Source organism: Nonomuraea sp. CA-218870, assembly GCF_050936535.1.
GTDB classification, from domain to species: domain Bacteria; phylum Actinomycetota; class Actinomycetes; order Streptosporangiales; family Streptosporangiaceae; genus Nonomuraea; species Nonomuraea corallina.
Genome location: NZ_JBNJMN010000001.1, coordinates 5,610,571 through 5,636,062, shown reverse-complemented (window position 1 = coordinate 5,636,062; position 25,492 = coordinate 5,610,571). Strand labels below are relative to the sequence as shown.

The 25,492-nt window shown below is 73.6% G+C and carries 26 protein-coding genes; 22 read left to right on the top strand and 4 right to left on the bottom strand.

The window, feature by feature from the left end; genetic code table 11:
• The first annotated feature begins 11 nt into the window (after positions 1-11).
• The 5 genes from ACQEUU_RS26965 (at position 12) to ACQEUU_RS26945 (ending at position 6,042) form a co-directional block, all read left to right on the top strand.
• Complete coding sequence (locus ACQEUU_RS26965; protein WP_433071027.1) at positions 12-2,015, top strand: PQQ-binding-like beta-propeller repeat protein; 2,004 nt, start codon at positions 12-14, stop codon at positions 2,013-2,015.
• Positions 2,016-2,025: 10 nt separating this feature from the next.
• A complete protein-coding gene (locus tag ACQEUU_RS26960; protein WP_433071024.1) occupies positions 2,026-2,874 on the top strand; it encodes an amidohydrolase family protein in 849 nt (282 codons plus the stop codon).
• Positions 2,871-3,587, top strand: a complete 717-nt coding sequence (locus tag ACQEUU_RS26955) for an amidohydrolase family protein (RefSeq protein WP_433071021.1) — start codon at positions 2,871-2,873, stop codon at positions 3,585-3,587. Before ACQEUU_RS26960 ends, ACQEUU_RS26955 begins: the two co-directional genes overlap by 4 nt.
• 150 nt (positions 3,588-3,737) lie before the next feature.
• Positions 3,738-4,892: a DegT/DnrJ/EryC1/StrS family aminotransferase gene (locus tag ACQEUU_RS26950; protein ID WP_433071018.1), complete on the top strand. Its 1,155-nt coding sequence runs from the start codon at positions 3,738-3,740 to the stop codon at positions 4,890-4,892.
• Between the two features lie 481 nt (positions 4,893-5,373).
• The gene (locus ACQEUU_RS26945) at positions 5,374-6,042 is read left to right on the top strand and encodes a histidine phosphatase family protein (protein ID WP_433071015.1); all 669 of its coding nucleotides are present in this window, start codon (positions 5,374-5,376) and stop codon (positions 6,040-6,042) included.
• Here ACQEUU_RS26945 and ACQEUU_RS26940 read toward each other — a convergent pair.
• Entirely contained in the window at positions 6,020-6,589 is a 570-nt protein-coding gene (locus ACQEUU_RS26940; RefSeq protein ID WP_433071012.1) for a uridine kinase family protein, read from the bottom strand. The two genes, ACQEUU_RS26945 and ACQEUU_RS26940, sit on opposite strands and share 23 nt — an antisense overlap.
• A 150-nt stretch (positions 6,590-6,739) precedes the next feature.
• On the opposite strand from ACQEUU_RS26940, the gene ACQEUU_RS26935 reads away from it, so the two are divergent.
• The 3 genes from ACQEUU_RS26935 (at position 6,740) to ACQEUU_RS26925 (ending at position 10,651) form a co-directional block, all read left to right on the top strand.
• Positions 6,740-7,897 carry a CaiB/BaiF CoA transferase family protein gene (locus ACQEUU_RS26935; protein ID WP_433071009.1) on the top strand — a complete coding sequence of 386 codons (1,158 nt, stop codon included), beginning with the start codon at positions 6,740-6,742 and terminating at the stop codon, positions 7,895-7,897.
• 82 nt (positions 7,898-7,979) lie between these two features.
• Positions 7,980-9,443, top strand: coding sequence for a carboxyl transferase domain-containing protein (locus tag ACQEUU_RS26930; protein WP_433071996.1), 1,464 nt, complete (start codon positions 7,980-7,982; stop codon positions 9,441-9,443).
• Between the two features lie 98 nt (positions 9,444-9,541).
• Positions 9,542-10,651, top strand: a complete 1,110-nt coding sequence (locus tag ACQEUU_RS26925; RefSeq protein ID WP_433071006.1) for a ring-opening amidohydrolase — start codon at positions 9,542-9,544, stop codon at positions 10,649-10,651.
• On the opposite strand, the gene ACQEUU_RS26920 is transcribed toward ACQEUU_RS26925, so the two are convergent.
• Positions 10,648-11,814, bottom strand: coding sequence for a pyridoxal phosphate-dependent aminotransferase (locus tag ACQEUU_RS26920; protein ID WP_433071003.1), 1,167 nt, complete (start codon positions 11,812-11,814; stop codon positions 10,648-10,650). The two genes, ACQEUU_RS26925 and ACQEUU_RS26920, sit on opposite strands and share 4 nt — an antisense overlap.
• 22 nt (positions 11,815-11,836) lie before the next feature.
• Between ACQEUU_RS26920 and ACQEUU_RS26915 the strand changes: the two genes are divergently transcribed.
• The 13 genes from ACQEUU_RS26915 to ACQEUU_RS26855 all read left to right on the top strand — a co-directional run bounded on the left by ACQEUU_RS26915 (position 11,837) and on the right by ACQEUU_RS26855 (position 21,790).
• On the top strand, positions 11,837-12,775 hold the full coding sequence (locus ACQEUU_RS26915; protein ID WP_433071000.1) for a DUF418 domain-containing protein: 939 nt from the start codon (positions 11,837-11,839) through the stop codon (positions 12,773-12,775).
• Positions 12,735-13,526, top strand: a complete 792-nt coding sequence (locus ACQEUU_RS26910) for a carbon-nitrogen hydrolase family protein (protein WP_433070997.1) — start codon at positions 12,735-12,737, stop codon at positions 13,524-13,526. Before ACQEUU_RS26915 ends, ACQEUU_RS26910 begins: the two co-directional genes overlap by 41 nt.
• Before the next feature lie 10 nt (positions 13,527-13,536).
• Positions 13,537-13,983, top strand: coding sequence for a hypothetical protein (locus tag ACQEUU_RS26905; RefSeq protein ID WP_433070995.1), 447 nt, complete (start codon positions 13,537-13,539; stop codon positions 13,981-13,983).
• Positions 13,980-14,372 (top strand): hypothetical protein, encoded by a 393-nt coding sequence (locus tag ACQEUU_RS26900; protein WP_433070992.1) that lies wholly within the window; start codon positions 13,980-13,982, stop codon positions 14,370-14,372. Before ACQEUU_RS26905 ends, ACQEUU_RS26900 begins: the two co-directional genes overlap by 4 nt.
• Positions 14,373-14,381: 9 nt before the next feature.
• Complete coding sequence (locus ACQEUU_RS26895; protein WP_433070989.1) at positions 14,382-15,053, top strand: alpha/beta fold hydrolase; 672 nt, start codon at positions 14,382-14,384, stop codon at positions 15,051-15,053.
• A gap of 109 nt (positions 15,054-15,162) precedes the next feature.
• Entirely contained in the window at positions 15,163-16,248 is a 1,086-nt protein-coding gene (locus ACQEUU_RS26890; protein ID WP_433070986.1) for an FUSC family protein, read from the top strand.
• Positions 16,249-16,316: 68 nt separating this feature from the next.
• The gene (locus tag ACQEUU_RS26885; RefSeq protein WP_270154006.1) at positions 16,317-16,490 is read left to right on the top strand and encodes a hypothetical protein; all 174 of its coding nucleotides are present in this window, start codon (positions 16,317-16,319) and stop codon (positions 16,488-16,490) included.
• A gap of 149 nt (positions 16,491-16,639) precedes the next feature.
• Positions 16,640-17,173 (top strand): SseB family protein, encoded by a 534-nt coding sequence (locus ACQEUU_RS26880; RefSeq protein ID WP_270154007.1) that lies wholly within the window; start codon positions 16,640-16,642, stop codon positions 17,171-17,173.
• A gap of 128 nt (positions 17,174-17,301) precedes the next feature.
• Positions 17,302-18,042 carry a prepilin peptidase gene (locus ACQEUU_RS26875; protein WP_270154008.1) on the top strand — a complete coding sequence of 247 codons (741 nt, stop codon included), beginning with the start codon at positions 17,302-17,304 and terminating at the stop codon, positions 18,040-18,042.
• 134 nt (positions 18,043-18,176) lie between these two features.
• Positions 18,177-19,358, top strand: coding sequence for a chorismate synthase (gene aroC / locus ACQEUU_RS26870; protein WP_433070981.1), 1,182 nt, complete (start codon positions 18,177-18,179; stop codon positions 19,356-19,358).
• A complete protein-coding gene (locus tag ACQEUU_RS26865) occupies positions 19,355-19,855 on the top strand; it encodes a shikimate kinase (protein ID WP_433070978.1) in 501 nt (166 codons plus the stop codon). Before aroC ends, ACQEUU_RS26865 begins: the two co-directional genes overlap by 4 nt.
• Positions 19,852-20,928: a 3-dehydroquinate synthase gene (aroB, locus tag ACQEUU_RS26860; RefSeq protein ID WP_433070975.1), complete on the top strand. Its 1,077-nt coding sequence runs from the start codon at positions 19,852-19,854 to the stop codon at positions 20,926-20,928. Before ACQEUU_RS26865 ends, aroB begins: the two co-directional genes overlap by 4 nt.
• Before the next feature lie 103 nt (positions 20,929-21,031).
• Positions 21,032-21,790, top strand: coding sequence for an SGNH/GDSL hydrolase family protein (locus ACQEUU_RS26855; protein ID WP_433070972.1), 759 nt, complete (start codon positions 21,032-21,034; stop codon positions 21,788-21,790).
• Between the two features lie 16 nt (positions 21,791-21,806).
• Here ACQEUU_RS26855 and ACQEUU_RS26850 read toward each other — a convergent pair whose 3' ends face one another.
• Entirely contained in the window at positions 21,807-23,792 is a 1,986-nt protein-coding gene (locus ACQEUU_RS26850) for an ATP-dependent DNA helicase (RefSeq protein ID WP_433070969.1), read from the bottom strand.
• 289 nt (positions 23,793-24,081) lie between these two features.
• On the opposite strand from ACQEUU_RS26850, the gene ACQEUU_RS26845 reads away from it, so the two are divergent.
• Positions 24,082-25,185 (top strand): hypothetical protein, encoded by a 1,104-nt coding sequence (locus ACQEUU_RS26845; RefSeq protein ID WP_433070967.1) that lies wholly within the window; start codon positions 24,082-24,084, stop codon positions 25,183-25,185.
• A 10-nt stretch (positions 25,186-25,195) separates the two neighbouring features.
• On the opposite strand, the gene ACQEUU_RS26840 is transcribed toward ACQEUU_RS26845, so the two are convergent.
• Positions 25,196-25,453 carry a ubiquitin carboxyl-terminal hydrolase 14 gene (locus tag ACQEUU_RS26840; protein ID WP_270154015.1) on the bottom strand — a complete coding sequence of 86 codons (258 nt, stop codon included), beginning with the start codon at positions 25,451-25,453 and terminating at the stop codon, positions 25,196-25,198.
• Positions 25,454-25,492 lie beyond the last annotated feature (39 nt).

Sequence of the window (25,492 nt, the reverse complement as noted above, 5' to 3'; positions counted from 1 at the left end):
GAGGTCCTGGCATGCTCCGATCCCTGCTCGTCGTGATGACGGGTCTACTCCCCGCACTCGTCTCCCCGGCGGCCCCCGCCTTGGCCGCCGCGCCAGCAGCCGCCCCCGCAGCCGCCGCGCCGTCGCGCTGCGGCGACCCGGCGGTCACCACGTACGGGCCCTCCTCGCTGACGGCCGCCATCGTCGGCGCCGCCGTCCACGACGGCCGCGCCTACCTCGTCAGCCGCGGCCCCAAGCCGCCGGTGCTGGCCGAGCTCGACCTGACCACCCGCAAGGTCCTCAGGAGCGTCACGCTGCCCGACGGCCCCGCCACGGGCGAGCCCGAGGGCGGCTGGGCCGTCGCCGTGTCCGGCGGCAAGGTGTACGTCGGCACGTACCCGGTCCCCGACCTGTACAGCTTCGACATCGCCACCGGACAGGTGGCGCACCTGCACTCCTTCGGCGCGGCCGGCGGCTTCGTGTGGAGCCTGGCCGCGGCCCCCGACGGCACGCTCTACGCCGGCACCTCCTCCGACGGCCGGGTGTGGGAGTACGTCCCGGGCACCGGCGCCGTCCGCAGGTTCGGCGTGCTGGCCTCCGGCGAGCACTACGTCCGCGCGGTGGCCGCCGACGACCGCTACGTCTACGCCGGTCTGCTGGAGAAGAAGCTCCTCATGCGGATCGACCGCGTCAGCGGCGCCATCACGCAGCTCGCCACCGCCGACGCGGCGTTCGGCGCGGTCACGGTCAACGGCGACCGGGTCGTGGCGGTCGCAGGAGGCGAGCTGATCGACGTCCGCAAGGACGGCTCGGACCTGCGCCGGGTCACGGTCGGGTCCGGGCTGCTGGACGCGGTGACGCCCGCCGGCGACGGCTCCGTCTACACCGCCTCCCGCCCCGACGGCACCGTCTACCGCTACCGGACCGGCGACACCGCGCTGACCCGGGTGGCCGCCCCGCCGTCCTACGAGGACGAGACCCGCCTGCTCCACGTGACCGGCCAGGACACCCTGCTGGCCTTCGCGGGCAGCGGCGCGCTGTGGGAGCTGGACACGCGCGCCGGCACCGCCGAGTTCACCGACCTGATCGACGCGGGCATGCCGGTCGGCGCCGACCGGACGCAGAGCATGCTGGTCGTCCCCGGCCGCGCCGTCTACCGCGGCGGCCACTTCGCGCTGGACGTCCGCGACCTGCGCACCGGCGAGCAGCGCAGGATCCGCGTCACGGGCGAGCCCAAGGACCTGGTCCGGCACGGGAACAAGATCTATGCCGCCATGTACCCCACCGGCGAGATCATCTCCGTCGACGTCCGCACCGACGAGGTGCGCAGCGTCGGCCACCTCGGTCACGACCAGAAGCGGCCGTGGGACATCGAGTACGACCCCCGCTCCGACAAGCTCCTGGTCGCCACCTCGACGCTGTCGGCGAGCGTCCCCGGCGCGCTGTCCGTCGTGGACCCCCGCACCGGCAAGGTGGACGTGTACCAGAACGTCATCCCCGGCCAGAACCTCATGAGCCTGTCCCTCGACGAGAAGAACGGCGTGGTGTACCTGGCGGGCGACGTGTTCGGGACCAGCGCGCCGACCGCCTCCATCGCCGCCTTCGACCTGCGTACCCGCACCGTGCTCTGGCAGGCCGACCCGATGCCCGGCCACCGCACGTTCCAGGACGTCAAGGTGCACGACGGGCTCCTGTACGCGTCGTACAAGCGTGACTCCGGATCCTGGATCGCCCTGGACCTCGCCACCCGGCAGGTCGTCCAGCAGGGCAGGCTGTCCGGGTACGGCGAGCTGACCGTGCACCGCGGCCGGGTCTTCGCCTCGGTGTTCCGCGAGGGCGGCAACGCCTACGAGCTGGACGCCGAGCGGGGCGCCACGCTGCTCGCCACCGGCCTGGGCGACGAATGGTTCACCAACCCGCAGCTGCACTTCGAGCCCGGCTCCTGGAACGCCTGGGCGATCGTGGGCCGTGACCTGGCGCGGATCCGGCTGGACCCGGGCTGCCCGCCCTTGACGATTCCCGCACCCGGAGCCTAGGTTTCGGTCTGTGCCGAAATTGATCGTGGACGCCCACCGGCTGGTCGGCCCCGTGCCGTTCGACGACCTGCCGGTGGACCCGACGCCCGACCTGGACCGCCTGGGCATCGCCAGAGCGCTGGTGACGCACAGCCTCAGCCTCTACTCCGACGCGGAGGCGGGCAACGACGCCCTCTTCGCGCTCGGCGACCCCCGGCTCGTCCCGGTGCCCGTCGTGGTGCCGGGAGTGCCGGGGGCGTGCGCGCCCGCCACCCCGGACGCCGTGCGGGCGTGGGGGGCGCGCATGGTGCGGCTCTGCCCGGAGCGCCACCGCTTCGACCTGACAGGCCCGGCCGCCCTGCGCTGGCTCACCGCCCTCGCCGATCCGGCCCCGGGACCGTACACCGGTCCGGCTGTCGGTCCGGCTGTCGGTCCGGCTGTCGGGCCGGACGTCGGGCCGGACGTCGGGCCGGGCCCGAGGGACGCCGGCACGGGTGCCCGCACTGGCGCGGGAACGGGGCCGGTCGTCGCGGTCGACCTGGAGGAGACGTCCACCGGGCAGCTCCGCACGCTCGCCGAGCGGCTGCCCGGCCTGCGGATCCTCGTGCTGAACCCCGGCTACCGACGCCTGCGCGCCCTGGCCGAGCTGATGGCCGAGGCGCCGGGCGTCTGGGTGGAGATCGGCACCGTCAACACCCAGGGCGGCGTGGAGTGGCTGGCCGAGCGGTTCGGCGCGGAACGGCTGGTGTTCGGCACCGGAGCCCCGGTGGCCGACGACTGCGGCCCGCGCTTCCTGCTGGACCACCTCGACCTGACCCCGGAGGAGACCGCCCTGATCGCGGCGGGCTCCCTGGAAAGGCTGCTCGGAGGCCGCTCATGATCCTCGACGCGCACGGTCACGTCGGCGCCTGGCCCGACTTCCTCATCCCCGACCCCACCGCCGAAGGCCTGGTCGCCACCATGGACCGGATCGGCGTCACCGCCATGGGCATCAGCCACCTGCTCGCCGTCGGCCCCGACGCCGAACGCGGCAACCGGCTGGCCCGCGAGATCGCCGAACGGCACCCCGGCCGGTTCGGCGTCTGGCAGGTCCACAACCCGCACCACCGCACGCCCCTCACCCGTGACGGCGTGTGGGGAGTCAAGCTCCACCCCGACGTCCACCACTGCCGCCTCGACGACCCCCGGTACGACCCGGCCTGGGAGCTCGGCCTGCCGGTGCTCGCCCACGGCCAGACCGGCTCGCCGTGGAGCGACCCTGAACAGTTCGCCACCGTGGCCGCCCGGCATCCCGGCGTGCCGATCCTCATGGGACACACCGGCCTGTGGCCGTACGGGTTCGCCCGCGCCGCCCGGCTGGTGGCCGACCACCCGAACGTGTACCTGGAGGTGTGCGGCTCCAAGTCGACCGGCCGCTGGATCGCCCGGCTGGCGGAGCTGGCAGGGCCCGAGCGGGTGGTGTTCGGCTCGGACGCGTGCTTCCTCGACCTCAGGATCGGCTACGGCCGCCTCGCCCTGGCCCCCCTCGCCCCCGCCGCCCGCACCCTCATCCAGGGCGCCAACCTCGCCCGCCTCCTGAACCTGCCCTCCTGAAGCCCGGTCTCCTGAAGCCCGGTCTCCTGAAGGCCGCACCCTGAAGCCCACCTCCTCAAGCCCGCCTGCGGAGCCGGCTCCTGAACCCCTCCGACCGGAGTCCGGCGCAGGACATCCTGCCGAAGTCCGGCTGTCGAAGAAGGGACTCCCATGACGCTCGCCCTGCACGGCGGCACCCCGGTCCGCGCCACCCCGTGGCCGTCCTGGCCGCCGCCCCTCGACCCGGCGCAGCGCCGGCTCGTGATGGAGGTGCTGGAGAGCGGGCGGTGGGGGGCCACCCAGGGCGGCGCCGCGGTCGCGGACCTGACCGCCGCGTTCGCCCGCGCCTGCGCCGTCCCGTACGGGGTCGCCGTCGGCAACGCGACGCTGGGCCTGTTCGCCGCCCTCAAGGGCCTGGGCGTGGGCGCCGGTGACGAGGTCGTGGTGCCCGCCTACACCTTCGTCGCCTCGGCCACGGCCGTGCTGCTCGCGGGCGCCGTCCCGGTGATCGTGGACGTGGATCCGGCCCACCTCCACCTGTCGGCGGACGCCGTACGACGGGCGCTCACCCCCCGGACGGCGGCCGTCATGCCCGTCCATCTCGCCGGCAGCCCCGCGGACATGGACCCGATCACCGGCCTGGCCGCCCGTCACGGCCTCGCGGTCGTGGAGGACGCGGCCCAGGCCCACGGCGCCGCCTACCAGGGCCGGCCGGTGGGCGGGCTGGGCGACGCGGGCGTGTTCAGCTTCCAGTCGAGCAAGGCGATGACGGCGGGAGAGGGCGGGCTGGTCGTCTGCCGGGACGAGAGCGTGCACGAGAAGATCTGGTCGGTGTGCAACGTGGGCCGCCGTCGCGGCGGCCAGTGGTACGGCCATCCTTCGGTCGGCTGGAACCTGCGGCTCACGGAGATCCAGGCCGCGCTCCTGCTGCCGTGGCTGGACCGCCTGGACGGCGAGCTCGCCCGCCGCGCGACCTTCTGCGCCGCGCTCGAACGCGAGCTGGCCGGGCTGCCGGTGACGATGCTGGGATCCCCGCCGGGCACGACGCGGGACTCGCGGCACCTGGTCATGCTGCGGATCGGCGCCCCCGTCGAACGCGACTTCCTGCTGAAGGCCATGGCCGCCGAAGGGGTGCCGCTGGACGCCGGGTACCCGCCGCTCGGCACGATGACGGCGCTCACGGAGGCGGGCGCCAGGGCCGAGCCGTGCCCGGTCGCCGAGGAGGCCGCCACGAACGTGGTGTGGGTGCGGCAGTCGATGCTCATGGACGACCCGGCCGGGGCCGCCGACATCGCCGAAGCCCTGGCCAAAGTGCTGCGCCCCTGAGCCGCCCGGCCGGGGGCGAGGTCGGGCGCGGAGGGGGCGTGGGCCGTCGACGCCACGCCCGACGGCAGCGTCTACGCGGGCACGTACGGAGACGGCCGGCTCTACCGCTGGACCCGGGACGGCGGCGTCGCCGATCTCGGCCGCCCGGTCGCCTCTGGACGCGGTCCACGGCCTCGACGTCTCGCCGCCGGACGACCAAGGTCGGATCTACTTTGTAAAGGCGGGGGGCTGGTCAGGTACGACCCCCCGTACCAGGAGCGTCACACCGACCGGCATGCCGTTCACCGGCCGGGGGACGTCTACTTCGCCGAGGGCGCGAACCTGTTCCGCTACCGCCCCTGACCGGCCCGGGGGCGGGTCTCGCCGGTGGCGGGGTTGAGCAGGCCGAGCGCGCCGAGGATGACACGCATATGATCTCCAGAAAAGATTTATAACGGTCTTGACCGTAATTTGGGTGCGACGGTCTGACAAGATGGGAGCCATGGGGCTACGGCGCATCATCGCGGTGCGGCACGGCGAGAGCGAGGCCAACGTCGCCTACCGCCTCGCGGGGGATCGCCCTCTGGTGTACGCGCGCGGCGACGACGAGGTGGGCCTGAGCGAGCTGGGCCGGGTCCAGTCGGCGGCGCTCGGCGCGATGCTGGCGCGGCTGCCGGCGGGCGAGGCGCCGGAGCTGGTGTGGTGCTCCCCGTACCGGCGGGCGCTCGACACGTGGGCCGTGGCCCGGGCGACCTGGGGGGCGCAGCCGCCGGTCACGGTGGACGCGCGGCTGCGGGACCGGGAGTGGGGCGCGCTGGCCCCGTACAACGAGGCGGCGATCGCGGAGCGGTTCCCCGGGGAACGCGCGCGGTGGCGGGCCGAGGGCGAGTACCGTTACCGGCCGCCGGGCGGGGAGTCGTTCGGCGACGTGGCGGCGCGGCTGCGCGGCGTGCTGGACGACCTGCGCGAGCGGGCGGAGGGGCGGCGGGTGCTGATCGTCGCGCACGACGCGGTGGTGCTGGTGCTGCGGCACGTGCTCGCCGCGACGCCGGACGCCGACCTGTCCGGCCTGGCGGCGTACGCGCCCATCCTGAACGGGTCGGTGTCGACGTGGGACGCCGAGGACGGCCACCCGCGCCTGCTCGACTTCAACACGGTTCACCACCTGTGAGCCCGCGGCCGGCCGGCGCGGTGGAGATGATCAGGTCGGCGCGGGAGCGGGTGTCGTCGGCGGCGAACCAGGCGCGTTCGGCCGCGAACCACTCCCGCCACCGCTCCTCCAGGCCGGGCCCGTCGCGCTCCAGCACCCTCTGGAGCCGGACGTCGTCGGGCGCTTCCAGCCAGACGGCGCAGGCGAGCAGGTGGGCGGCGGACTTCCTGGCCGTGCCGACGCCCTCGATGATCAGCACCGGGGCGACGGGGACGGTCACCGGCTCGGCGTACGCGCCGAGCACCCAGTCGTAGCGCCGGAACCCGCCCGGACGCCCCTGCCGGAGCGGCTCCAGGACCTGGTCGAAGAGTGCGGCGAACCAGGTGGCCGGGCCCTCGTCCCAGGGTACGGGGAAGTCGTCGGCGTGCACGGCCTGGCAGCCGAGCCTGGTCGCGAGCGCGTCGGCGTACGTGGTCTTGCCCGACCCGGCCGGGCCGTCGACGGCGACCAGCCGTACGGGCCCGCACGACGGCGGGAGCGTCCGGATGCGGCGGGCCAGGGATTCCACGGCCCCAGGGTAGATGACGGGGGTGTCGAGGCTGAGACAATGTGCTCCCGCTCCGACCGCCCACTGCCCTGCGACGTCGAAGTCCGGCGTCGAAGGCGGGCGTCGAAGGCGGGCGTCGGAGGCGTTGAGGCTCGACATGGGAGGTTGACGGTGCCCGGACCCCTGGGTGACGTCGTGGTGCTGGATCTGTCGCGGGCGCTGGCCGGTCCGCACGCCGCTCAGATGCTGGGGGATCTGGGAGCGCGGGTGATCAAGGTGGAGCATCCCGGCGGGGGTGACGAGTCACGCGGCTGGGGCCCGCCGTTCGTCGGCCCAAATCACGACATATCAACGTACTTCTTGGCGGCGAACCGCAACAAACAGTCCATCGCGATCGACCTGAAGACTCCCGCGGGCAAGGTCCTCGTCGAGCGCCTGGTCCGGCAGAGCGACGTGCTGGTGGAGAACTTCCGCTCCGGCGTGCTCGACCGCCTCGGCTTCACCACCGAGCGGCTGCACGAGCTGAACCCGCGCCTGGTGATCCTGTCGATCACCGGGTTCGGCCATGACGGGCCGGAGGGCGGCCGTCCCGGCTACGACCAGATCGCCCAGGGGGAGGCCGGGCTCATGTCGCTGACCGGCCCGTCCCCGGACGAGCCCTACCGCGTCGGCGCGTCGATCGCCGACCTGCTGGCAGGCATCCACGGCGCGTACGGGGTGGTGTCGGCGCTGTACGAGCGGGAGCGCACGGGCCGGGGCAGGGTGGTGCGCACGTCGCTGCTGGCGGCGGTCACCGGCGTGCACTCCTACCACGGCACGGCCTGGACGGTGGGCGGCAAGGTGCCGGGCGCCAACGGCAACCACCACGCCTCGATCGCCCCGTACGGCGCCTTCCGGTGCGCCGACGGCATGCTGCAGATCGCGGCGGCGAACGACGGCCAGTGGAGGAAGGTGGCCGCCCTCCTCGACATTGATCCGGATGTAGCGAAATATGCCAGCAATAGGGACAGGTTCGCGCACCGGGACGAGCTGATCGCCGACATGGAGAAAGCCCTGGCCGCCCACGACCGCGCCCACTGGCTGGCCGCGCTGGGCGAGGCCGGGGTGCCGGCGGGGGCGATCCGCACGATCGACGAGGTGTACGCCTGGGAGCAGACCCGCTCGCAGGGCCTGCTTGTCGAGGTGGAGCACCCGGTGCTGGGCCCGATCGAGCTGCCGGGCCCGCCGCTGCGCTTCGACGGGCCGGCGGAGGTGCGCCACACCGCGCCGCCGATGCTCGGCCAGGACGAGGAGGCCGTGCTGCGCTGGCTTGACGAGCGTGAGCGATGATCCGGTCAGCCGGCACGGGGGAGACCGGCACGAGGGAGACCGACACGAGGGAGAGATAGTGAGCCGTCCGGACGCGCGCACGATGATCGACACGGTCCTCGACGAGGGGTCGTGGCGGTCGTGGGACGTGCCGCCCGCCGAGCCGGCCGAGCCGGGCTCGTCCTACGCCGAGGAGCTGGCGGCGGCGCGGGCCAAGTCCGGCTACGACGAGGCCGTGGTGACGGGGGAGGGACTGCTGGGCGGCCGCCGGGTGGCGGTGGTGGCGTGCGAGTTCTCGTTCATGGCCGGGTCGATCGGGGTGGCGGCGGCCGAGCGGCTGGTCACGGCGGTCGAACGGGCCACCAGGGAACGGCTGCCCCTGCTGGCGGCCCCGGCCTCCGGCGGCACCCGGATGCAGGAGGGCGCGCTGGCCTTCGTGCAGATGGTCAAGATCACGGTGGCGGTGCAGGCGCACCGCGCGGCCGGCCTGCCGTTCGTGGTCTACCTGCGGCATCCGACGACGGGCGGGGTGTTCGCCTCGTGGGGCTCGCTGGGCCACGTCACGGCGGCGGAGCCGGGCGCGCTCATCGGCTTCCTGGGTCCGCGCGTGTTCGAGTCGCTGTACGGCTACGCGTTCCCCTCGGGGGTGCAGGTGGCGGAGAACCTGTACGAGAACGGCCTGATCGACGCCGTCGTCCCGGCCGAGGACGTGCGCGAGGTGGCGATCCGGGCGCTCGGCGTGCTGTCGGCGGGCGGCGAGCGCGTACCGGCCGGAGAGGAACCGGAGGAGGACCTGCGGCCGGTCGAGGCGTGGGAGGCGATCACCCGCTCGCGCCGCGACGACCGGCCGGGCGTGCGCGAGCTGCTGAAGCTGGCGGCCACCGGGGTGACCCCGCTGAGCGGCAGCGGCGCGGGCGAGAACGAGCCGGGCCTGGTGCTGGCGCTGGCGCGGTTCGGCGCGGCCCCGGCCGTGGTGCTGGGACAGGACCGGCGCGGGCAGCGGGCCCGCGCGCCGCTCGGTCCCGGCGGCCTGCGGGTGGCCAGGCGCGGCATGCGGCTGGCCGAGGAGCTGCGGCTGCCTCTGGTGACGGTGATCGACACGGCGGGGGCGGCGCTGTCGAAGGCGGCCGAGGAGGGCGGCCTGTCGGGCGAGATCGCCCGCTGCCTGGCCGAGCTGGTCACGCTCGACGCGCCGACCGTCTGCCTGCTGCTGGGCGAGGGCGCGGGCGGCGCGGCGCTGGCGCTGCTGCCGGCCGACCGCGTGCTGAGCGCCCAGCACGCCTGGCTGTCACCGCTGCCGCCGGAGGGCGCCTCGACGATCCTGTACCGCAGCGTCGACTTCGCTCCGGAGATCGCCCAGGCCCAGCGGGTGCGCGCCACCGACCTGCGCCGCGACGGCATCGTGGACCGGGTGATCCCGGAACGGCCGGACGCCGCGTACGAGCATCGCGCCTTCGCCGAGCGGGTGGGGCGGACCCTGGAGTACGAGATCGCCATGCTGCAGCGGCGCAGCCCGGCCGACCGCAAGGCGGCCCGGCTCGACCGCTACCGCAACCTGGGCGGCTAGTTGGCAGACATTGCCAGTGAAGGACTGTTTCCTGCGTCATTAGTGTGATCTCCGGGTATGCCGATCGACGCGGCTGCACAGGTGAGAAGGGGCGCGGGATGCCGGATCCGATTGACGTGCGCAAGGTGCCGATCGAGAGCGTCACGGACGCCTCGGGGCTGGAGCGGCTGATCGACGACGGGGTGATCGAGGCGCGGCGGGTGCTCGCGGTGATCGGCAAGACCGAGGGCAACGGCGGCGTGAACGACTACACCCGCATCCTGGCCGACCGCGCCTTCCGCGACGTGCTGGCCGCCAAGGGGCATCCGGCGCCGCACAGCGTGCCGCTGGTCTGGTCGGGCGGCACCGACGGGGTGCTCAGCCCGCACGCCACGATCTTCGCGAGCGTCGACCCCGCACGGGTGACGCCGTCGGACGAGCCGAGGCTGTCGGTCGGCGTGGCGATGAGCGACGTCATCCTGCCCGAGGACATCGGCCGGCCGGCCATGGTGGAGAAGGTCGCGGCGGGCGTCCGCGAGGCCATGAAGATCGCCGGCATCGACGACCCGCGCGACGTCCACTACGTGCAGACCAAGACGCCGCTGCTGACGCTGGCCACGATCAGCGAGGCCAGGAGCCGCGGCAAGGACACCGCGATCGAGGAGACGGGCCCGTCGATGGACCTGTCCAACTCGACCACCGCGCTCGGCATCGCGGTCGCGCTGGGCGAGATCGAGATGCCGGGCGCCGACCAGATCCACAAGGACCTGTCGCTCTACTCCTCGGTCGCGTCCTGCTCCTCCGGCGTGGAGCTGGACCGGGCGCAGATCGTGCTGGTGGGCAACGTGCGCGGGGTCGGCGGCCGCTACCGCATCGGCCACGACGTCATGCGCGACGCGCTGGACGCCGACGGCATCTGGGCGGCGATCCGCGACGCGGGCCTGCCGCTGCCCGACCGCCCCCACCACTCCGACCTGGACGGGCGCCTGGTCAACGTGTTCATGAAGTGCGAGGCGGACCCGTCGGGGCGGGTGCGCGGCCGGCGCAACATCATGCTCGACGACTCCGACGTCCACTGGCACCGCCAGATCAAGGCGACGGTCGGCGGCGTGGCGGCGGCCGTCACCGGCGACCCGGCGGTGTTCGTGTCGGTGGCCGCCGTGCACCAGGGCCCGTCGGGCGGCGGCCCGGTCGCGGCCATCGTCGACCTGGGCGAGGACGGGAGCTAGGCCGACAGCCGCTTGAGCCGGGTCACCGCCTCGTCGATGACCTCGTCCTTCTTGCAGAAGGCGAACCTGACGAAGTGGCGGCCCCGCTCGGCGTGCTCGTAGAACACCTGCGTGGGGATGGCGACCACGCCGGCCAGCTCGGGCAGCCGGCGGGTGAGCGCGACCCCGTCGCCGAAGCCGAGCGGCCGGATGTCGGTCTGCACGAAGTACGTGCCCGCCGGCCGGAACACCTCGAACCCGGCCGCCGCCAGCCCCGCCATGAGCCGGTCGCGCTTGTCCTGCAGCGAGTCGCGCAGCGCCGTCACCCACGCGCGTTCGTGCCGCAGCCCGTAGGCGACGGCGCTCTGCCAGGGCGCGCTCGCGGTGAAGGTGAGGAACTGCTTGACCGTCTGCACGGCGCTCACCAGCGGCGCGGGGGCGCAGATCCAGCCGGTCTTCCAGCCGGTGACGGAGAAGGTCTTGCCGGCCGAGGAGATCATCACCGTGCGCTCGCGCATGCCCGGCAGCGTGGCCAGCGGGACGTGGCCGACGCCGTCGAACGTCAGGTGCTCGTACACCTCGTCGGTGACGGCGATCAGGTCGTGCTCGCGGCACAGCTCCGCGATGAGCGTCAGCTCCTCGCGGGTGAACACGGTGCCGGTCGGGTTGTGCGGCGAGTTGACCAGGATCACCCGGGTGCGCGGGGTGATCGCGGCGCGCAGCTCGTCCGGGTCGAAGGCGAACCTGCCGCGGTCCGGGCGGAGCGTCACGCCGACCAGCCGCGCCTGCGCCAGGGCGATCGAGGCCGCGTACGAGTCGTAGTAGGGCTCGAAGGCGACCACCTCGTCGCCCGGCTCGCACAGCGCCAGGATCGAGGCGGCGACGGCCTCGGTGGCGCCGACCGTGACGAGGACCTCACCGGCGGGGTCGTAGGCCAGGCCGTAGTGCTCCAGGCGGTGCTCGGAGACGGCCTGCCTGAGCTCCGGCACGCCCGGGCCCGGTGGATACTGGTTGGCGCCGGAGCGGATCGCCCGCACCGCGTGGTCCAGCATGGCGGCGGGGCCGTCGGTGTCGGGGAAACCCTGGCCCAGGTTGATCGCCCCGGTCCGCACGGCGAGGGCGCTCATCTCGGCGAAGATGGTCGTGCCGAAGGAGCGCATCCGGGAGACAAGTGGTTCCGTCACATGCTCACATTACGGCGTTGGGGTGATTCATCTGGGCTCGCTGTCGCGCATTCGTGAGCTGGACGCCCTCCGCGGCTTCGCGGTGGGCGGGATCATGCTGGTCAACACCTGGCAGCACGCCTCCCACGAGCCGCAGACGGTCATCGACGTGACGATCGAGGCCGCGTTCCAGACCCGCTTCTACCCGATCTTCTCGCTGCTGTTCGGCATCAGCTTCGTGCTCTTCCTGGAGCGGGCCGGGCGGTGGGTGCTGCTGTCGCGCCTGGGCTGGCTGTTCGTGTTCGGGCTGGTCCAGCACACCTGGTACGAGGGCGAGGTGCTGACCGACTACGCCTTCTACGGGCTGGTCGTGCTGCTGCCCGCCTCGTTCCTGTGGCCGGGGCTGCCGGTGCTGCTGCTCGGGCTGGGCGTGACCGCGTGGGGGGTGATGGTGGGCGGCGGGGTGCTGCTCATCCCGGGGATGTTCCTCGTCGGCATGGCGCTGATGCAGCTGCGGCCGTCGCGCGAGCTGCTGCTGCCCGGCTTCGGGGTGAGCGCGCTGGCCGGCGTGCTGCTCATGGGGGCGGCGGTGACGAGCGGCGACTGGACGCTCTACACGGTGGCGGCGCTGGCCGGGGCCGCGGCGTACTCGACGGGGGTGCTGCTGGTGCTGCGGCCGTGGCTGTCGGCGGTGCTGGAGCCGCTGGGCAGGATGGCGCTGACCAACTACGTCACCGGCACCCTGGTCATCTTCCTCGCCGGCGGGCTGATCGACGCCGACCCCTCCCGCCGGTCGGTGCTCGCCGTCGCGGGCGTCACGCTGGTGGCGCAGGTGCTGTTCAGCCGGTGGTGGCTGGGCCGGTTCCGGTACGGCCCGCTGGAATGGGTCTGGCGCATGCTCACCTGGTTTCGATACGTGCCGAACCGGTTAGAGTCGGGCCGTGACCAGAATCGCCCTCTGCCAGATCCCGGTGTCACCTGATCCGTCGGCCAACCTCACGCGGGTGCGCGAGGCGCTCGCCGCCGCGGAGGGCGCGGATCTCGCGATCTTCCCGGAGGCGACGCTCACCCGCTACGGCAAGCGCATCACCGACCTGGCCGAGCCGCTCGACGGGCCGTTCGTCACCGGGATGGCCGAGGCCGCCCGGCGGCACGGCGTGGCGGTGATCGCGGGCGTCTTCGAGCCCGGCCGGGGCCTGGTCCACAACACCGCCGTGGCACTCGACTCCTCCGGCGAGCTGCGCGCCGCCTACCGCAAGATCCACCTGTTCGACTCGTTCGGGGCCAAGGAGTCGGAGCTGGTCGCGCCCGGCGCCGAGCCGGTCGTCGTGGAGCTGGCCGGCCTGCGGGTGGGGCTGGTCACCTGCTACGACGTCCGCTTCCCCGAGCTGACCAGGGCGCTGGTCGACCGGGGCGCCGAGCTGTTCGCGGTGATCGCGGCGTGGGGTTCCGGGCCGCTCAAGGAGGATCACTGGGTGACGCTGGTGCGCGCCCGCGCCCTGGAGAACACGATGTGGACCGCCGCCGTCGGCCAGGCGCCCAACCCGGCCGAGTCATCCGACGGTTTCGGGGTAGGGCGCAGCATGCTGGTCGATCCGATGGGCGTGGTCCGGGCCGATCTCGGCACCTCCGCCGGGGTGCAGGTGGTCGAGCTCGACCCGGAGGCCGCCGCCCGGGTCAGGGCGACGCTGCCCTGCCTCGAACATCGGGTTCTCGGGGTCAACAGATCGTAAAGTGGTCATCATGAGCGGAACGCAGATGCAGAAGGTGGTCCCGCCGCGTCTGCTGGTGCCCTACCTGTCGGGCAAGCGCACGGTCATCTCCGGCTACGTCTACCGGGTGCAGGACTGCGCCAGGCTGACCACGCCGCGCGACTACCACCAGGGGTTAGACCTGTCCTTCGACGGCTCGGAGCTGACCTCCGACGTCCCCGAGCTGTACGTGCTGCGCTGGCACGCCCGCGACATCGACACCTACTCCGTCCCGTACGGCCCGCACATGGGCGGCGACTGGAGCGACGGGCCGCCGTTCGCCGGCAACGGGTTCACCACCTCGCGCGAGCACGTGGTGCCGCAGTTCCACACCGTCCCGATGCCGATCCCGGCGGGCGCGCGGATCGTGCACGTCTCCGGTTCGGGCGAGCGGCCGTTCGCCGAGTACGACGGGCTGACCTGGCGGCCCGCGGCATGAGCGAGGAGATCACGCCGGTCGCCTCCGGCTTCGTCGCCCGCTTCGGCGAGCTGACGCTGCCCGCCGCGCCCGGCCCCGACGACAGGGTGGTGCTGTTCAGCGAGGAGGAGCTCGACGGGTTCGAGCCCGCCTCCGGCTACTGGCGGCGCACCGTCGCCCGGGCCGAGTTGGAGTGGCTGGTGCTCATCCGCACCGTCGGCGCGTTCGGCGGCGAGCCGTGCATCGTGCTGGACGAGGACGAGGACGGCCTCCACATCGCCTACACCGGCCACAGCGGGATGAAGGCCGAGGCGCTGGGCTACTGGATGGTCGACCACGGCGCTTACGAGGTGGTGGTGCCGCGTGAGGAGGTCTTCTCGCTGCGGGTGGAGCGCATCCCGGTGCCGTAGGGTCCAGCTGTGATACGCGAAGCCGACGTTAACGGGATCAGACTGGCATACCGGGAGGAAGGGGACCCGGCGGCTCCGGCCCTGGTGCTGTTGCACGGCCGCACGGCCGACCACAACGACTGGAACGGCTTCACCCAGCACTTCGCCGCCCGCTACCACGTGCTCGTCCCCGACCTGCGCGGCCACGGCGCGAGCGACTTCCCCGGCACGTACCCCATCCCGGAGATGGCCGAGGACGTCGCCGCCCTGCTCCGCCTGCACGGGGCCGGCAGCGCCACCGTTATCGGCCACTCGCTCGGCGGGATGGTCGCCTACCACCTGGCCATGCGCCACCCCGGGCTGGTGAGCCGGCTGGTGGTGGAGGACGCCCCGCTGCCCGAGCCGATGCGCGACCGCACGGCTCTGGTCGAGGACGGCTCCACCGGCTTCGACTGGCGGATGATGCACGACACCGAGCGGCAGTTCACGCACCCCGACCCGGCCTGGCTGGACGGGTTGGCCCGGATCACCGCGCCAACCCTGGTCATCTCGGGCGGGAAGTCCAGCCCGTTCCGCGCCGACCTGCTGGCGGCGCGCATCCCCGGCGCCCGGCTGGTCGTCATCGAGGCCGGTCACCTGGTGCACACGACCGAGCGCGAGGCCTTCCGGCGCGCGGTCGACGACTTCCTCGCCGGCCGGTGACGGCGGCCACCAGGCCCGGCTTCTGGTTTTCACGCTTGTGCCGCCCGCCTGTCGGCCGATATTTACCGCTATGGCCTGTGTGACCGGAATGTCGTTATGATCGGCGACGATGAAGAGGGTGGCGGCGAGGCTCGGCGATCATCTGCGGGAACGGCGGGGGACGTTCGGGCTGACGGCTCCCTCCATCGCGCAGAGCTCCGTCGGCGCGGGTGTGGCGTGGCTCGTGGCCACTCAGGTGCTCGGCCACGTCCGGCCCTTCTTCGCGCCCATCGCGGTGCTCGTCTGCGTCGGCATCGGGCTCGGCCAGCGGCTGCGCCGGGTGGCCGAGCTGGTGATCGGCGTCAGCCTCGGCGTCGGCGTGGGCGACCTCCTGGTGGCCTGGATCGGCTCAGGGCCGTGGCAGATCACGCTGGTCGTGATGCTCGCCATGGTGACCGCTGTGCTGCTGGACAGCGGGGCGCTGTTCGTCTCGCAGGTCGCCTCCTCGGCCGTGCTGGTCGCGGCCGTGCTGCCGGGCGACGACATGGGCGGCCTGGACCGGATGCTGGACGCGCTCGTCGGCGGCGCCGTGGGCCTGGCCGCGGTCGCGCTGATGCCGGCCAGCCCGCTCACCCTCGCCGCCAAGCACGCCTCAGGGGTGCTCGACGCGCTGTCCACCGCGCTGGAGCAGGCGGCCGAGGCGATCGAGAAGCGCGACGCCGACCTCGCCGCCGAGGCGCTGGAGGAGGCGCGCGGCACGCAGACGGCGGTGGCGGAGTTCGAGCAGGCGCTGGAGACCAGCAAGGAGATCATCCTGATCTCGCCGATGCACTGGCACCGGCGGTCCATCCTGGCGCGCTACGAGACCGCGGCCGAACCGGTGGACCACGCGCTCAGGAACGTCAGGGTGCTGGCCCGCCGCACCCTCGCCGCGCTCGGCGAGCCGCAGCCGCCCCCGGCGTCGCTGGCCGAGTCGATGCGCGAGGTGTCGGAGGCGGCGCTGCTGCTCCAGCTGGAGCTGGGGGCGGGCCGCGAGCCCGTGCTGGCCCGCCAGGCCCTGCTGGCCGTGGCCACCCGGCAGCGGCCCGACGACGGCGTCGGCTTCTCCTCCGCGGTGATCGTGGCGCAGCTGCGGTCCATCGTCGTCGACCTGCTGCGCGCCACCGGGGCGGACCAGGAGCAGTCCGAGGGGGCGCTGCCCCCGGTGGACGGCTGACGCCCCGCGGTTTCGCCGGTCCCGGCGGGGTAGGGCGCAGGAACGGCCCCGACCAGGAAGGACGCGTGATGAGCACACCCGACGAGAACGCCCCGAAGACCGACACCGAGCCGCTGCTGGAGGCGGCGCAGGACGACCAGGAGCCGGTGGAGGAACCCGGCACGGAGCCCAGGACCCAGGCGGGGCAGGCGATGCGGCGCGCGATGCGGGAGTCGGGCAAGAACCTCGACGACCTGACCTGAGCCCTGTGCCGCCTTGATCAGCGGGTCGACACCATCGCCGCTGATCAAGGGGCCTTCATGCCCGGGTCGCGACCCGGCTGCCTCGATCGGGCGCGGCGACGGCCCCCGCTGAGGACGGAGCCGGCGGGACGCCCGGATAAAGTCGGAGCATGCTCACCATTCCCGACCCGCTCGACCCGGACGACGACGGCGGCGTCTCGCCCGAGGTGAGCGCCGCGCTGGCCGCCTACCAGGCCGGCACGGCGGGGCCCGAACGCGTGCTCAACGCGCTCGGCGGGAGCCGGCTGCTGGTGCCCGTCGTCGCCCTGCTCACCTCGTCCGAGATGGGCGCGCACGGCGTACGGCAGGAGAAGGAGAGCGAGATGGCGCTCCCCAAGCTGGTCGGCAAGGACGGGCGCGAGGCCGTGCTCGCCTTCACCGGCGCCGCGGCGCTGCGGCGGTGGCGGGCCGACGCCCGTCCCATCCAGGCCACCACGCTCCAGGTGTGCCGCGCCGCCGTGGGCGAGGGAGCCGGGGCCGTGGTGATCGACGTGGCCGGGCCGGTCCCGTTCGTGATCGAGGGCGAGGTGCTGCGCGCCCTGGCCGCCGTCGAGTCCGGCACCCTCGACGGGCTCACCGTGGCCAGGGTCGAGCCGGTCAGGAAGCGGAGCTGGTTCCGCAGGAAGGCCGCCCGCGGGCGGTAGCAGCCCGTCCCGGCCCACGGCCCGGTCGCGGCCCGACGTTCCCCGTCCCACCGGCGATCCGGGCGTCCGCCCCGGCCGTTCGCGAACTCCCCGGCGGACGCGCGCCCGTCCCCACTAGAGTGCGGCGCGTGCTCGTACACCCAGCGGCGCACGACCTCCACTCTGCGGCGCACGGTCCGGTGCCCGCCTCCGCGTCCGGGCCGGAGCCTGGGCCGGGGCTCTGGCTGGTCCTCGGGGTGGCGGCGCTCGTGCTGCTGGGGCTCGTGGCGGGGTGCTACGTGCGGACGCTGGCCGGCGCGTTCGAGGCTGATCCCGCCGATCCGCGCGCCGAAGGCCGTGCGGCGGTCCGGGCGGCGCTGCGCACCGTGCCCGTGCCGGCCTGGCCGCCCACCCACGAGCTGATCACCGCCGCCGTGCTGGCGCTCGTGGTGTGGCGGGCCGGCTGGCCGTACGCGTACGCGGCGGTCGCCGGGACCGCCCTGGCCGTCATCGACCGGCGCACCACCCGGCTGCCCGACGTGCTCACCCTGCCCTCGTACCCCATCCTGGCGGTCACCCTGCTGCCCACCGGCGAGTTGCCCAGGGCGCTGCTCGGCGGGCTGGCGCTGGCCGCCTGCTACGGGCTGCTTTGGCTGATCAGGCCGGCCGACCTGGGGCTCGGCGACGTCAAACTGGCCGGTCTGATCGGGATGGCGTGCGCGGCGGCCGGGTGGCAGCCGTGGGCCGTCGCCGCCGTCGGCGGGCAGCTGCTCGGCGCACTCTACGCGGTCCTGCTGCTGGTCAGCCGGCGCGGCGGCCGGCGCACCGAGTTCCCGTTCGGCCCGTTCATGCTGCTCGGCGCACTCGCCGCGCTCTGCCTGCCGCACTGAAGGCCGCCTCACTGAAGGCCGCCTCACTGAAGGCCGCCTCACTGAACGCCCCCTCGCTGAACGCTCCCTTCGGCGGCGTCTCGGCTGGTGAACGCGCGGACGGCGCACCCGGTCGCGCATGGAAGACTTGGACCATGTTGCGTTGGTTGACCGCTGGAGAGTCCCACGGCCCTGAGCTCGTCGCCATCCTGGAGGGCCTGCCCGCCGGCGTCGAGGTGACCACGGCCGCCATCGACGAGGCGCTGCGCCGCCGCCGTCTCGGCTACGGCCGTGGCGCCCGGATGAAGTTCGAGCAGGACGAGGTGACGATCGTCGGCGGCGTCCGCCACGGCCGCACCATCGGCAGCCCGGTCGCCATCCGCATCGGCAACACCGAGTGGCCCAAGTGGGAGAAGGTGATGGCCGCCGACCCGGTCGACCCGGCCGAGCTGGAGGGCCTGGCACGCAACGCGCCCCGTTCCCGGCCCCGCCCCGGCCACGCCGACCTGGCCGGCATGCAGAAGTACGGCTTCGACGACGCCCGCCCGGTGCTCGACCGGGCCAGCGCCCGCGAGACCGCCGCCCGCGTCGCGCTCGGCGAGGTCGCCAGGCGCTTCCTCAAGCAGGCGCTCGGCGTCGACATCCTCAGCCACGTCACCTCCATCGGCGGCGTCCAGAGCCCCGCCCGCACCCTTCCCGGCCCGGGCGAGCTGGCCCGCATCGACGCCGACCCGGTCCGCTGCGCCGACCCGGAAGGCAGCGCCGCCATCGTCGAGCGCATCGACCGGGCCCACAAGGACGGCGACACCCTCGGCGGGGTCGTCGAGGTGCTCGCCTACCAGCTGCCGCCCGGCCTCGGCAGCTACACCCACTGGGACCGCCGGCTCGACTCCCGCCTCGCCGCCGCCCTCATGGGCATCCAGGCGATCAAGGGCGTGGCGGTCGGCGACGGGTTCGAGACCGCTCGCAGGCCCGGCTCGGAGGCCCACGACGAGATCGCCTACACCGCCGAGGACGGCGTGCGGCGCCTCACCAACCGCGCGGGCGGCGTCGAGGGCGGCATGACCAACGGCGAGATCCTGCGCGTCAGCGCCGCCATGAAGCCCATCTCGACCGTCCCCAGGGCGCTGGCGACCATCGACGTCAAGACCGGCGAGGAGGCCAAGGCCCACCACGAGCGCTCCGACGTGTGCGCCGTGCCCGCGGCCGGCGTCGTCGCCGAGGCGATGGTCGCGCTGGTGCTGGCCGACGCGGCGGTGGAGAAGTTCGGCGGCGACTCCGTCGAGGAGGTCGCGCGCAACCTGTCCGGCTACCTCTCATCCATGGTGATCAAATGATCAAGGCCGTGCTGATCGGCCCGCCCGGGTCCGGCAAGACCACCGTCGGCCGCCTGCTCGCCGAGCGTCTCGGCGTCACCTTCCGTGACACCGACGCCGACGTGGAGGCCGCCGCGGGCAAGCCCGTCAGCGACATCTTCATCGAGGACGGCGAAGAACGCTTCCGCGAGCTGGAGCTGGCCGCCGTGCGCCGGGCGCTGGAGGAGCACGACGGCGTGCTGTCCCTCGGCGGCGGCGCCGTGCTGCGCGAGGAGACCCAGGCCCTGCTCGACGGCCGGCCCGTCGTCTACCTCCAGGTCGGCCTCGCCGACGCGGTCCAGCGGGTCGGCCTCGGTTCCGCCCGGCCGCTGCTCGTGCTCAACCCGCGCAGCCGGCTGAAGAAGCTCATGGAGGAGCGGCGGCCCATCTACGAGCGGCTGGCCGTGCTCACCGTGGCCACCGACAAGCGCGAGCCGGCCGAGCTCGCCGACGAGATCGTGGAAGGGCTGAGCCGATGAGCGACGCGACCCGCATCACCGTGCGCGGCGAGAGCCCGTACGACGTCGTGGTCGGCACCGGCGTCCACGGCGAGCTGCCCGGCCTGCTCAGGCCCGGCGTCGCCACCGTCGCCGTGATCCACCCGCAGGGCCTGCCCGAGCTGGCCCGTCCCGTCACCGCCGCGCTGGGCGAGGCCGGTCTCGACGTGGTGGCGCTGCCCGTGCCCGACGGCGAGGCCTGCAAGACCGCCGACGTGGCCGCCGGGCTCTGGTCGGCGTTCGGCCGCCACGGCATGACCCGCTCCGACGCGGTCGTCGGCGTCGGCGGCGGGGCCACCACCGACCTGGCCGGGTTCGCCGCCGCCACCTGGTTGCGCGGCGTCCAGGTGGTGCTGGTGCCCACGACCCTGCTGGCCATGGTCGACGCGGCCGTCGGCGGCAAGAACGGCATCGACACCCCCGAGGGCAAGAACCTCGTCGGCACCTTCCTGCCCCCGGCCGGGGTGCTGTGCGAGCTGTCGGTGCTCGACGGTATGCCCCGCGCCGACTACGTGGCCGGCCTGGCCGAGATCATCAAGGGCGGGTTCATCGCCGACCCCGTCATCCTCGACCTCATCGAGGCCGACCCGGAGGCCGCCACCGGTCCCGGCGGGCCCCACACCCGCGAGCTGATCGAGCGCAAGATCCGCGTCAAGGCCGACGTGGTCGGCGCCGACCTGCGCGAGGCCGGGCTGCGCGAGATCCTCAACTACGGCCACACGCTCGCCCACGCCATCGAGCGCGCCGAGCACTACCGCATGCGCCACGGCGAGGCGGTCGCCATCGGCATGATGTACGCGGCCGAGCTGTCCAGGCTCGACGGCCGGGCGGACCTCGTCGAGCGCACCCGCGCCATCCTCACCTCGGTCGGCCTGCCCACCACTTACCGCGCCGACGCCTGGCCCCGGCTGCGCGACCACATGCGCCTGGACAAGAAGAACCGCGGCGCCAGGCAGCGCTTCGTCGTCCTCGACGACCTGGCCGTCCCCGCCCGGCTCGAAGGCCCGTCCGAGGAGTTGCTGGAGAGCGCGTACGAGGTCATAGCCCGGTCATGAAACGGACGCCCGCCGGGGTGGCGGCGGGCGCCGCGGCGCAAGGCCCGCTACAGTCGTGGGTCCCCACGCCGCAGCACGAGAACGCGGAGATGAACGTCAGGTCATGAGGCACTACGGCTCCTTCGTCGCCCTCGGTGACAGTTTCACCGAAGGACTGAACGACCCCAGCAGCGACGGCCGGTTCCGCGGCTGGGCCGATCGCGTCGCCGAACGGCTCGCCCTGGACGATCCGTCCTTCCGCTACGCCAACCTCGCCGTGCGCGGCAAGCTGCTCGACCAGATCGTCGCCGACCAGGTCCCCCTGGCGGTCGAGATGTCCCCCGACCTGGTCAGCCTCTGCGCCGGCGGCAACGACCTGCTGCGCCCCGGCAGCGACCCCGACGTCATGGCCAAGACGCTCGCCGGCGCCGTCCGCGCCCTGCGCGCCACCGGCGCCGACGTGCTGCTGTTCACCGGGGTCGACCCGCGTGACACGCCGCTGATGCGCCGCCTGCGCGGCCGGTTCGCCGTCTACTACCTGCACATCCGCTCGATCGCCGACCTCTACGGGTGCCGGCTGGTCGACCAGTGGTCCATGCAGGGGCTGCGCGACTGGCGCGCCTGGAGCGAGGACCGCCTCCACATGAACGCCGACGGTCACCGGCTGGTGGCGGCGCGCGTCCTGGACGTCCTCGGGGTGCCGTTCGACGACTGGCACAAGGTGTGGCCGGAGCGGGCGGTCGACCCCCGGGCGCGCCGCCGCGAGGACGCGCAGTGGATCCGTGAGCACCTCGTCCCGTGGATGTCGCGCCGCCTCCGCGGCGTCTCCTCCGGCGACGGGGTGGCTCCCAAGCGTCCGGAGCTCTCCCACTGGACGGGGTGAGAACCCCCTCGCCGGTTCACTCCGCCAGGCGGCGCAGGGCGGCGCGGGGCACGGCCGGGTCCGTCGTACGCCAGAACGGCGGCAGCGAGCCCAGCAGGAAGCCGCTGTAGCGCGCCGTCGCCAGGCGCGGGTCGAGCACGGCGATGACGCCCTTGTCGTGCTGGGAGCGCAGGAGGCGCCCCGTGCCCTGGGCGAGGAGGAGCGCCGCGTGCGTGGCCGCGACGGTCATGAACCCGTTGCCGCCCTTGGCGGCGACGTGCCGCTGGCGGGCGGAGGTGAGCGGGTCGTCGGGCCGGGGGAACGGCACCCGGTCGATGATGACCAGGCGCAGCGACGGCCCCGGCACGTCGACGCCCTGCCACAGCGACAGCGTGCCGAACAGGCAGGTCGGCTCGTCCTCGGCGAACTGCTTGACGAGCAGCATCGTCGAGTCGTCGCCCTGGCACAGCAGCGGCACGTCGAGGCGGTCGCGCAGGGCCTCGGTGGCGGCCTTGGCGGCGCGCATGGAGGAGAACAGGCCGAGCGTGCGCCCGCCGGCCGCCTCGATCAGCTCCGCGATCTCGTCGAGGTACGCCTGAGGCAGGCCGTCGCGGCCCGGCTGGGGCAGGTGTTTGGCGACGTACAGGATGCCCGCGCGGGGGTGGTCGAACGGGGAGCCGACGTCGATGCCCTGCCAGCCCTTGTCGCCGAGCCCCCATTGGCGGGCCATGCCGTCGAAGCTGCCGCCTAGCGCCAGCGTGGCGGAGGTGAGCACGACGGTGCGCTCGCCGAAGAGCTTGTCGCGGAGCATGCCGCCGACGTTGAGCGGGGCGACGCGCAGCACGGGCGGCCGGCGGTCGGTGGCGCCGTCGAGCCACACGACCTCGGCGCGGTCGGCCTCGGCGGCGTGCCCGTAGGCCTCCAGCATGCGCACGGCCGTGTCGTGCACCTCGTCCAGCGCGGTGAACGCGGCCTTGCGCTGGCCCGCCTTGTCGGGGTCGTCCTTGTCGCCGCCGCGCGGCCCGAGCGCGGTCAGGCAGCGGGCGGCGCTGTCGCGGACCAGCGCGAGCGTCAGCCCGAGCACCTCGGGCAGCTCGTCGACCCGGCCCGGCGGGGCGGCGGTCAGCAGCGCCTTGAGGTCCTCGCTCGCCTCCATGAGCTGGTCGGCGACCGGCTGGTCGATCAGCCTGCCGACCCGGCGCACCGCCAGCGCGACGGAGGTCTCCGACAGCTCACCGGTGACCACCGAGGTGACCCGGTCGACCAGCTCGTGGGCCTCGTCGACGACGACCAGCTCGTGCTCGGGCAGCACCGGCAGCTCGCCCATGGCGTCGATGGCGAGCAGCGCGTGGTTGGTGACGACCACGTCGACCTCGCCCGCCCGCGCCCTGGCCAGCTCGGCGAAGCACTCGGCGCCGCTCGGGCACCGGCTCGCCCCCAGGCACTCCTGGGCGCTGACGGAGAACTGCCGCCAGGCCTGCTCGTTGACGCCGGGCACCAGCTCGTCGCGGTCGCCGGTCTCGGTCTCCTCGGCCCACTCCTGGATGCGCTGCACCATCCGGCCGGTGGCGCTCACGTCGCGGGCGTCGAACAGCTGGTCCTGCTCGTCCTCCTCCGGCCAGGCCGCGGTCAGCTTGTAGCGGCACAGGTAGTTGCGCCGCCCCTTCAGGATCGCGAACGTCGGCTCGTGCGGCAGCTCCTGGGCCAGGGCCTCGGCCAGCCGGGGCAGGTCGCGGTCGACGAGCTGGCGCTGCAGCGCGATCGTGGCCGTGGAGACGACCACGGGCCGGTCGGTCTCCATCGCGTGGCGGATCGACGGCACCAGGTAGGCCAGCGACTTGCCGGTGCCGGTGCCGGCCTGGACGGCCACGTGGTCGCCGTCGTCGATGGCCTGCTGCACCGCCTTGACCATCGTGATCTGGCCCTGCCGCTCGCTCCCGCCGAGAGCGTTGACCGCGACGCTGAGCAGGGAGTCGGCTGGCGGAAGATGGGAGTCCGGCACGGCAGTCAACGGTACCCGCATTCCGGAGTCCGCCGCGCCGGACGCGGCGTGATCGGCCATGCGCATCCCGGCGTTCGCGGACCTCACCGCCGTGTCCCGTGGCACACTGGCCGTGGAACTCCACCTGGGAACCGAGGGAACCAAGGGACTCCAGGTGGGGAGGGGAAGTCCGGTTTAGTAGGGTTTTCCGGGGTTGAGTGGACGGATAAAGGCTGGTACTAGCAGTATGTCTGCCATGTCGGAAGTTGTCCCGTTGCCATCGTTCGGTGAAGTCTTCTTCGATGCCCGAGGTCAGGAACGGTGCCTCAGGGTGACCTGGCACGAGGGCACCCTCGTGCTGAGCCTGTGGCGCGGCGAGATGTGCACCGCGAGCTTCCGCATGCCGCTGGACGACGTCGGCAGGTTGCTCGACACCCTCGACGACGGATACGCCGAGGCCTCCGGCGAGGCGCAGTCCGAGGAGGCCGCCCAAGAGGCCCACCCCGACTCCGGCACCGAGATCATCCCCGGCACCGGCACCTACCACCGGCCCGTCGAGCGGCCGCCCGCGCCGCTCGGCCCCAACGACGTCCTCGTCGCCCGCGGCAACCCCAACCACCAGGACAAGCTGGTCGCCTCTTACGGCGAGACCACCCCGCCGCGCGGCACGGCCCAGCCCTTCGCCGGCCCCCAGTACGCCGACCAGACGGGCGACCCGTTCACCGGCCCGCAGTACGCCGCCGACGGCGGCTACCGCGACCCCTACTCCGGCCCGCAGTACGTCCAGCACGACGCGCAGCCGTTCGCCGGTCCTCAGTACATCGAGGAACCGGCCGCGCCGGTCTACCAGATGCCCGGCGGCCAGCCGCCGCACACCGACCCGCTCGGCTTCCCCTCCCAGGCCCGCGCCGCCGAGCCCGCCTACGACCAGCGCGCCGACTCCTACGGCGGCGGCCAGTACCAGCAGCCGCGCACCGTGCCGAGCGGTGGCGGCGGGGCCGGGCTGGGCACGCCCATGCACGGCATCCCCGGCGCCGGCCGCCGGCAGGACCCGTTCCGCGGCCAGGAGCCGGCCTACGACCAGGAGCCCTCCTACAGCCACGAGTCCTCCTACAGCCAGGACTCGTCGTACGGTCAGGACCCCGGCTACGGCCAGGACGCGGGTTACGGCCGCGCCCCCGGCGGCTACGGCCAGACCTCCTCCTACGGTCAGGACTCCGCGTACGGGCGCGAGTCCGGCTACGGCCAGAGCGACGGCTACGGGCAGGAGCGCTACAACGGCGGCGCGTCCAACCCGGTGGACCCGCTGCTGTCGATGGGCCGGCCGGAGCCCGACCGGAGCCGCCCGTACCTCGGCGAGCCGATGTTCTCCACCGGCGAACGCCTGCGCCCGGAGCAGGAGTACGACGAGCGCCACGACCGCCGCGACTGGTGACCGGCCCGCGCTAGCCCATCCGGCTGTCGGCGTAGCACCAGCGCCAGGTCTCGCCCGGCTCGAACGACTGCACCACCGGATGCCCGGTGCCCTGGTAGTGGGCCGTGGCGTGCTTGCCGGGCGAGGAGTCGCAGCAGCCGATGTGGCCGCAGCTCAGGCAGCGGCGCAGATGGACCCACCGGCCGTCCGCCGCCAGGCACTCCTCGCATCCCTCGGGGGTGCGCGCCTGGGGGTCGTCGGCCTGATTCAGATGCTCGCATGTCGCCATGTCCGCGATCTTAAACACAGGTTGGCAGCGATTTCGGCC

Excerpts from the sequence above, each read along its gene's own strand:
- ACQEUU_RS26965 (WP_433071027.1), top strand. The coding sequence starts at position 12 with ATGCTCCGATCCCTGCTCGTCGTGATGACGGGTCTACTCCCCGCACTC.
- ACQEUU_RS26955 (WP_433071021.1), top strand. The coding sequence starts at position 2,871 with ATGATCCTCGACGCGCACGGTCACGTCGGCGCCTGGCCCGACTTCCTC.
- ACQEUU_RS26950 (WP_433071018.1), top strand. The coding sequence starts at position 3,738 with ATGACGCTCGCCCTGCACGGCGGCACCCCGGTCCGCGCCACCCCGTGG.
- ACQEUU_RS26945 (WP_433071015.1), top strand. The coding sequence starts at position 5,374 with ATGGGGCTACGGCGCATCATCGCGGTGCGGCACGGCGAGAGCGAGGCC.
- ACQEUU_RS26930 (WP_433071996.1), top strand. The coding sequence starts at position 7,980 with ATGATCGACACGGTCCTCGACGAGGGGTCGTGGCGGTCGTGGGACGTG.
- ACQEUU_RS26925 (WP_433071006.1), top strand. The coding sequence starts at position 9,542 with ATGCCGGATCCGATTGACGTGCGCAAGGTGCCGATCGAGAGCGTCACG.
- ACQEUU_RS26905 (WP_433070995.1), top strand. The coding sequence starts at position 13,537 with ATGAGCGGAACGCAGATGCAGAAGGTGGTCCCGCCGCGTCTGCTGGTG.
- ACQEUU_RS26900 (WP_433070992.1), top strand. The coding sequence starts at position 13,980 with ATGAGCGAGGAGATCACGCCGGTCGCCTCCGGCTTCGTCGCCCGCTTC.
- ACQEUU_RS26890 (WP_433070986.1), top strand. The coding sequence starts at position 15,163 with ATGAAGAGGGTGGCGGCGAGGCTCGGCGATCATCTGCGGGAACGGCGG.
- ACQEUU_RS26885 (WP_270154006.1), top strand. The coding sequence starts at position 16,317 with ATGAGCACACCCGACGAGAACGCCCCGAAGACCGACACCGAGCCGCTG.
- ACQEUU_RS26880 (WP_270154007.1), top strand. The coding sequence starts at position 16,640 with ATGCTCACCATTCCCGACCCGCTCGACCCGGACGACGACGGCGGCGTC.
- aroC (WP_433070981.1), top strand. The coding sequence starts at position 18,177 with ATGTTGCGTTGGTTGACCGCTGGAGAGTCCCACGGCCCTGAGCTCGTC.
- ACQEUU_RS26865 (WP_433070978.1), top strand. The coding sequence starts at position 19,355 with ATGATCAAGGCCGTGCTGATCGGCCCGCCCGGGTCCGGCAAGACCACC.
- aroB (WP_433070975.1), top strand. The coding sequence starts at position 19,852 with ATGAGCGACGCGACCCGCATCACCGTGCGCGGCGAGAGCCCGTACGAC.
- ACQEUU_RS26855 (WP_433070972.1), top strand. The coding sequence starts at position 21,032 with ATGAGGCACTACGGCTCCTTCGTCGCCCTCGGTGACAGTTTCACCGAA.
- ACQEUU_RS26850 (WP_433070969.1), bottom strand. The coding sequence starts at position 23,792 with ATGCGGGTACCGTTGACTGCCGTGCCGGACTCCCATCTTCCGCCAGCC.
- ACQEUU_RS26840 (WP_270154015.1), bottom strand. The coding sequence starts at position 25,453 with ATGGCGACATGCGAGCATCTGAATCAGGCCGACGACCCCCAGGCGCGC.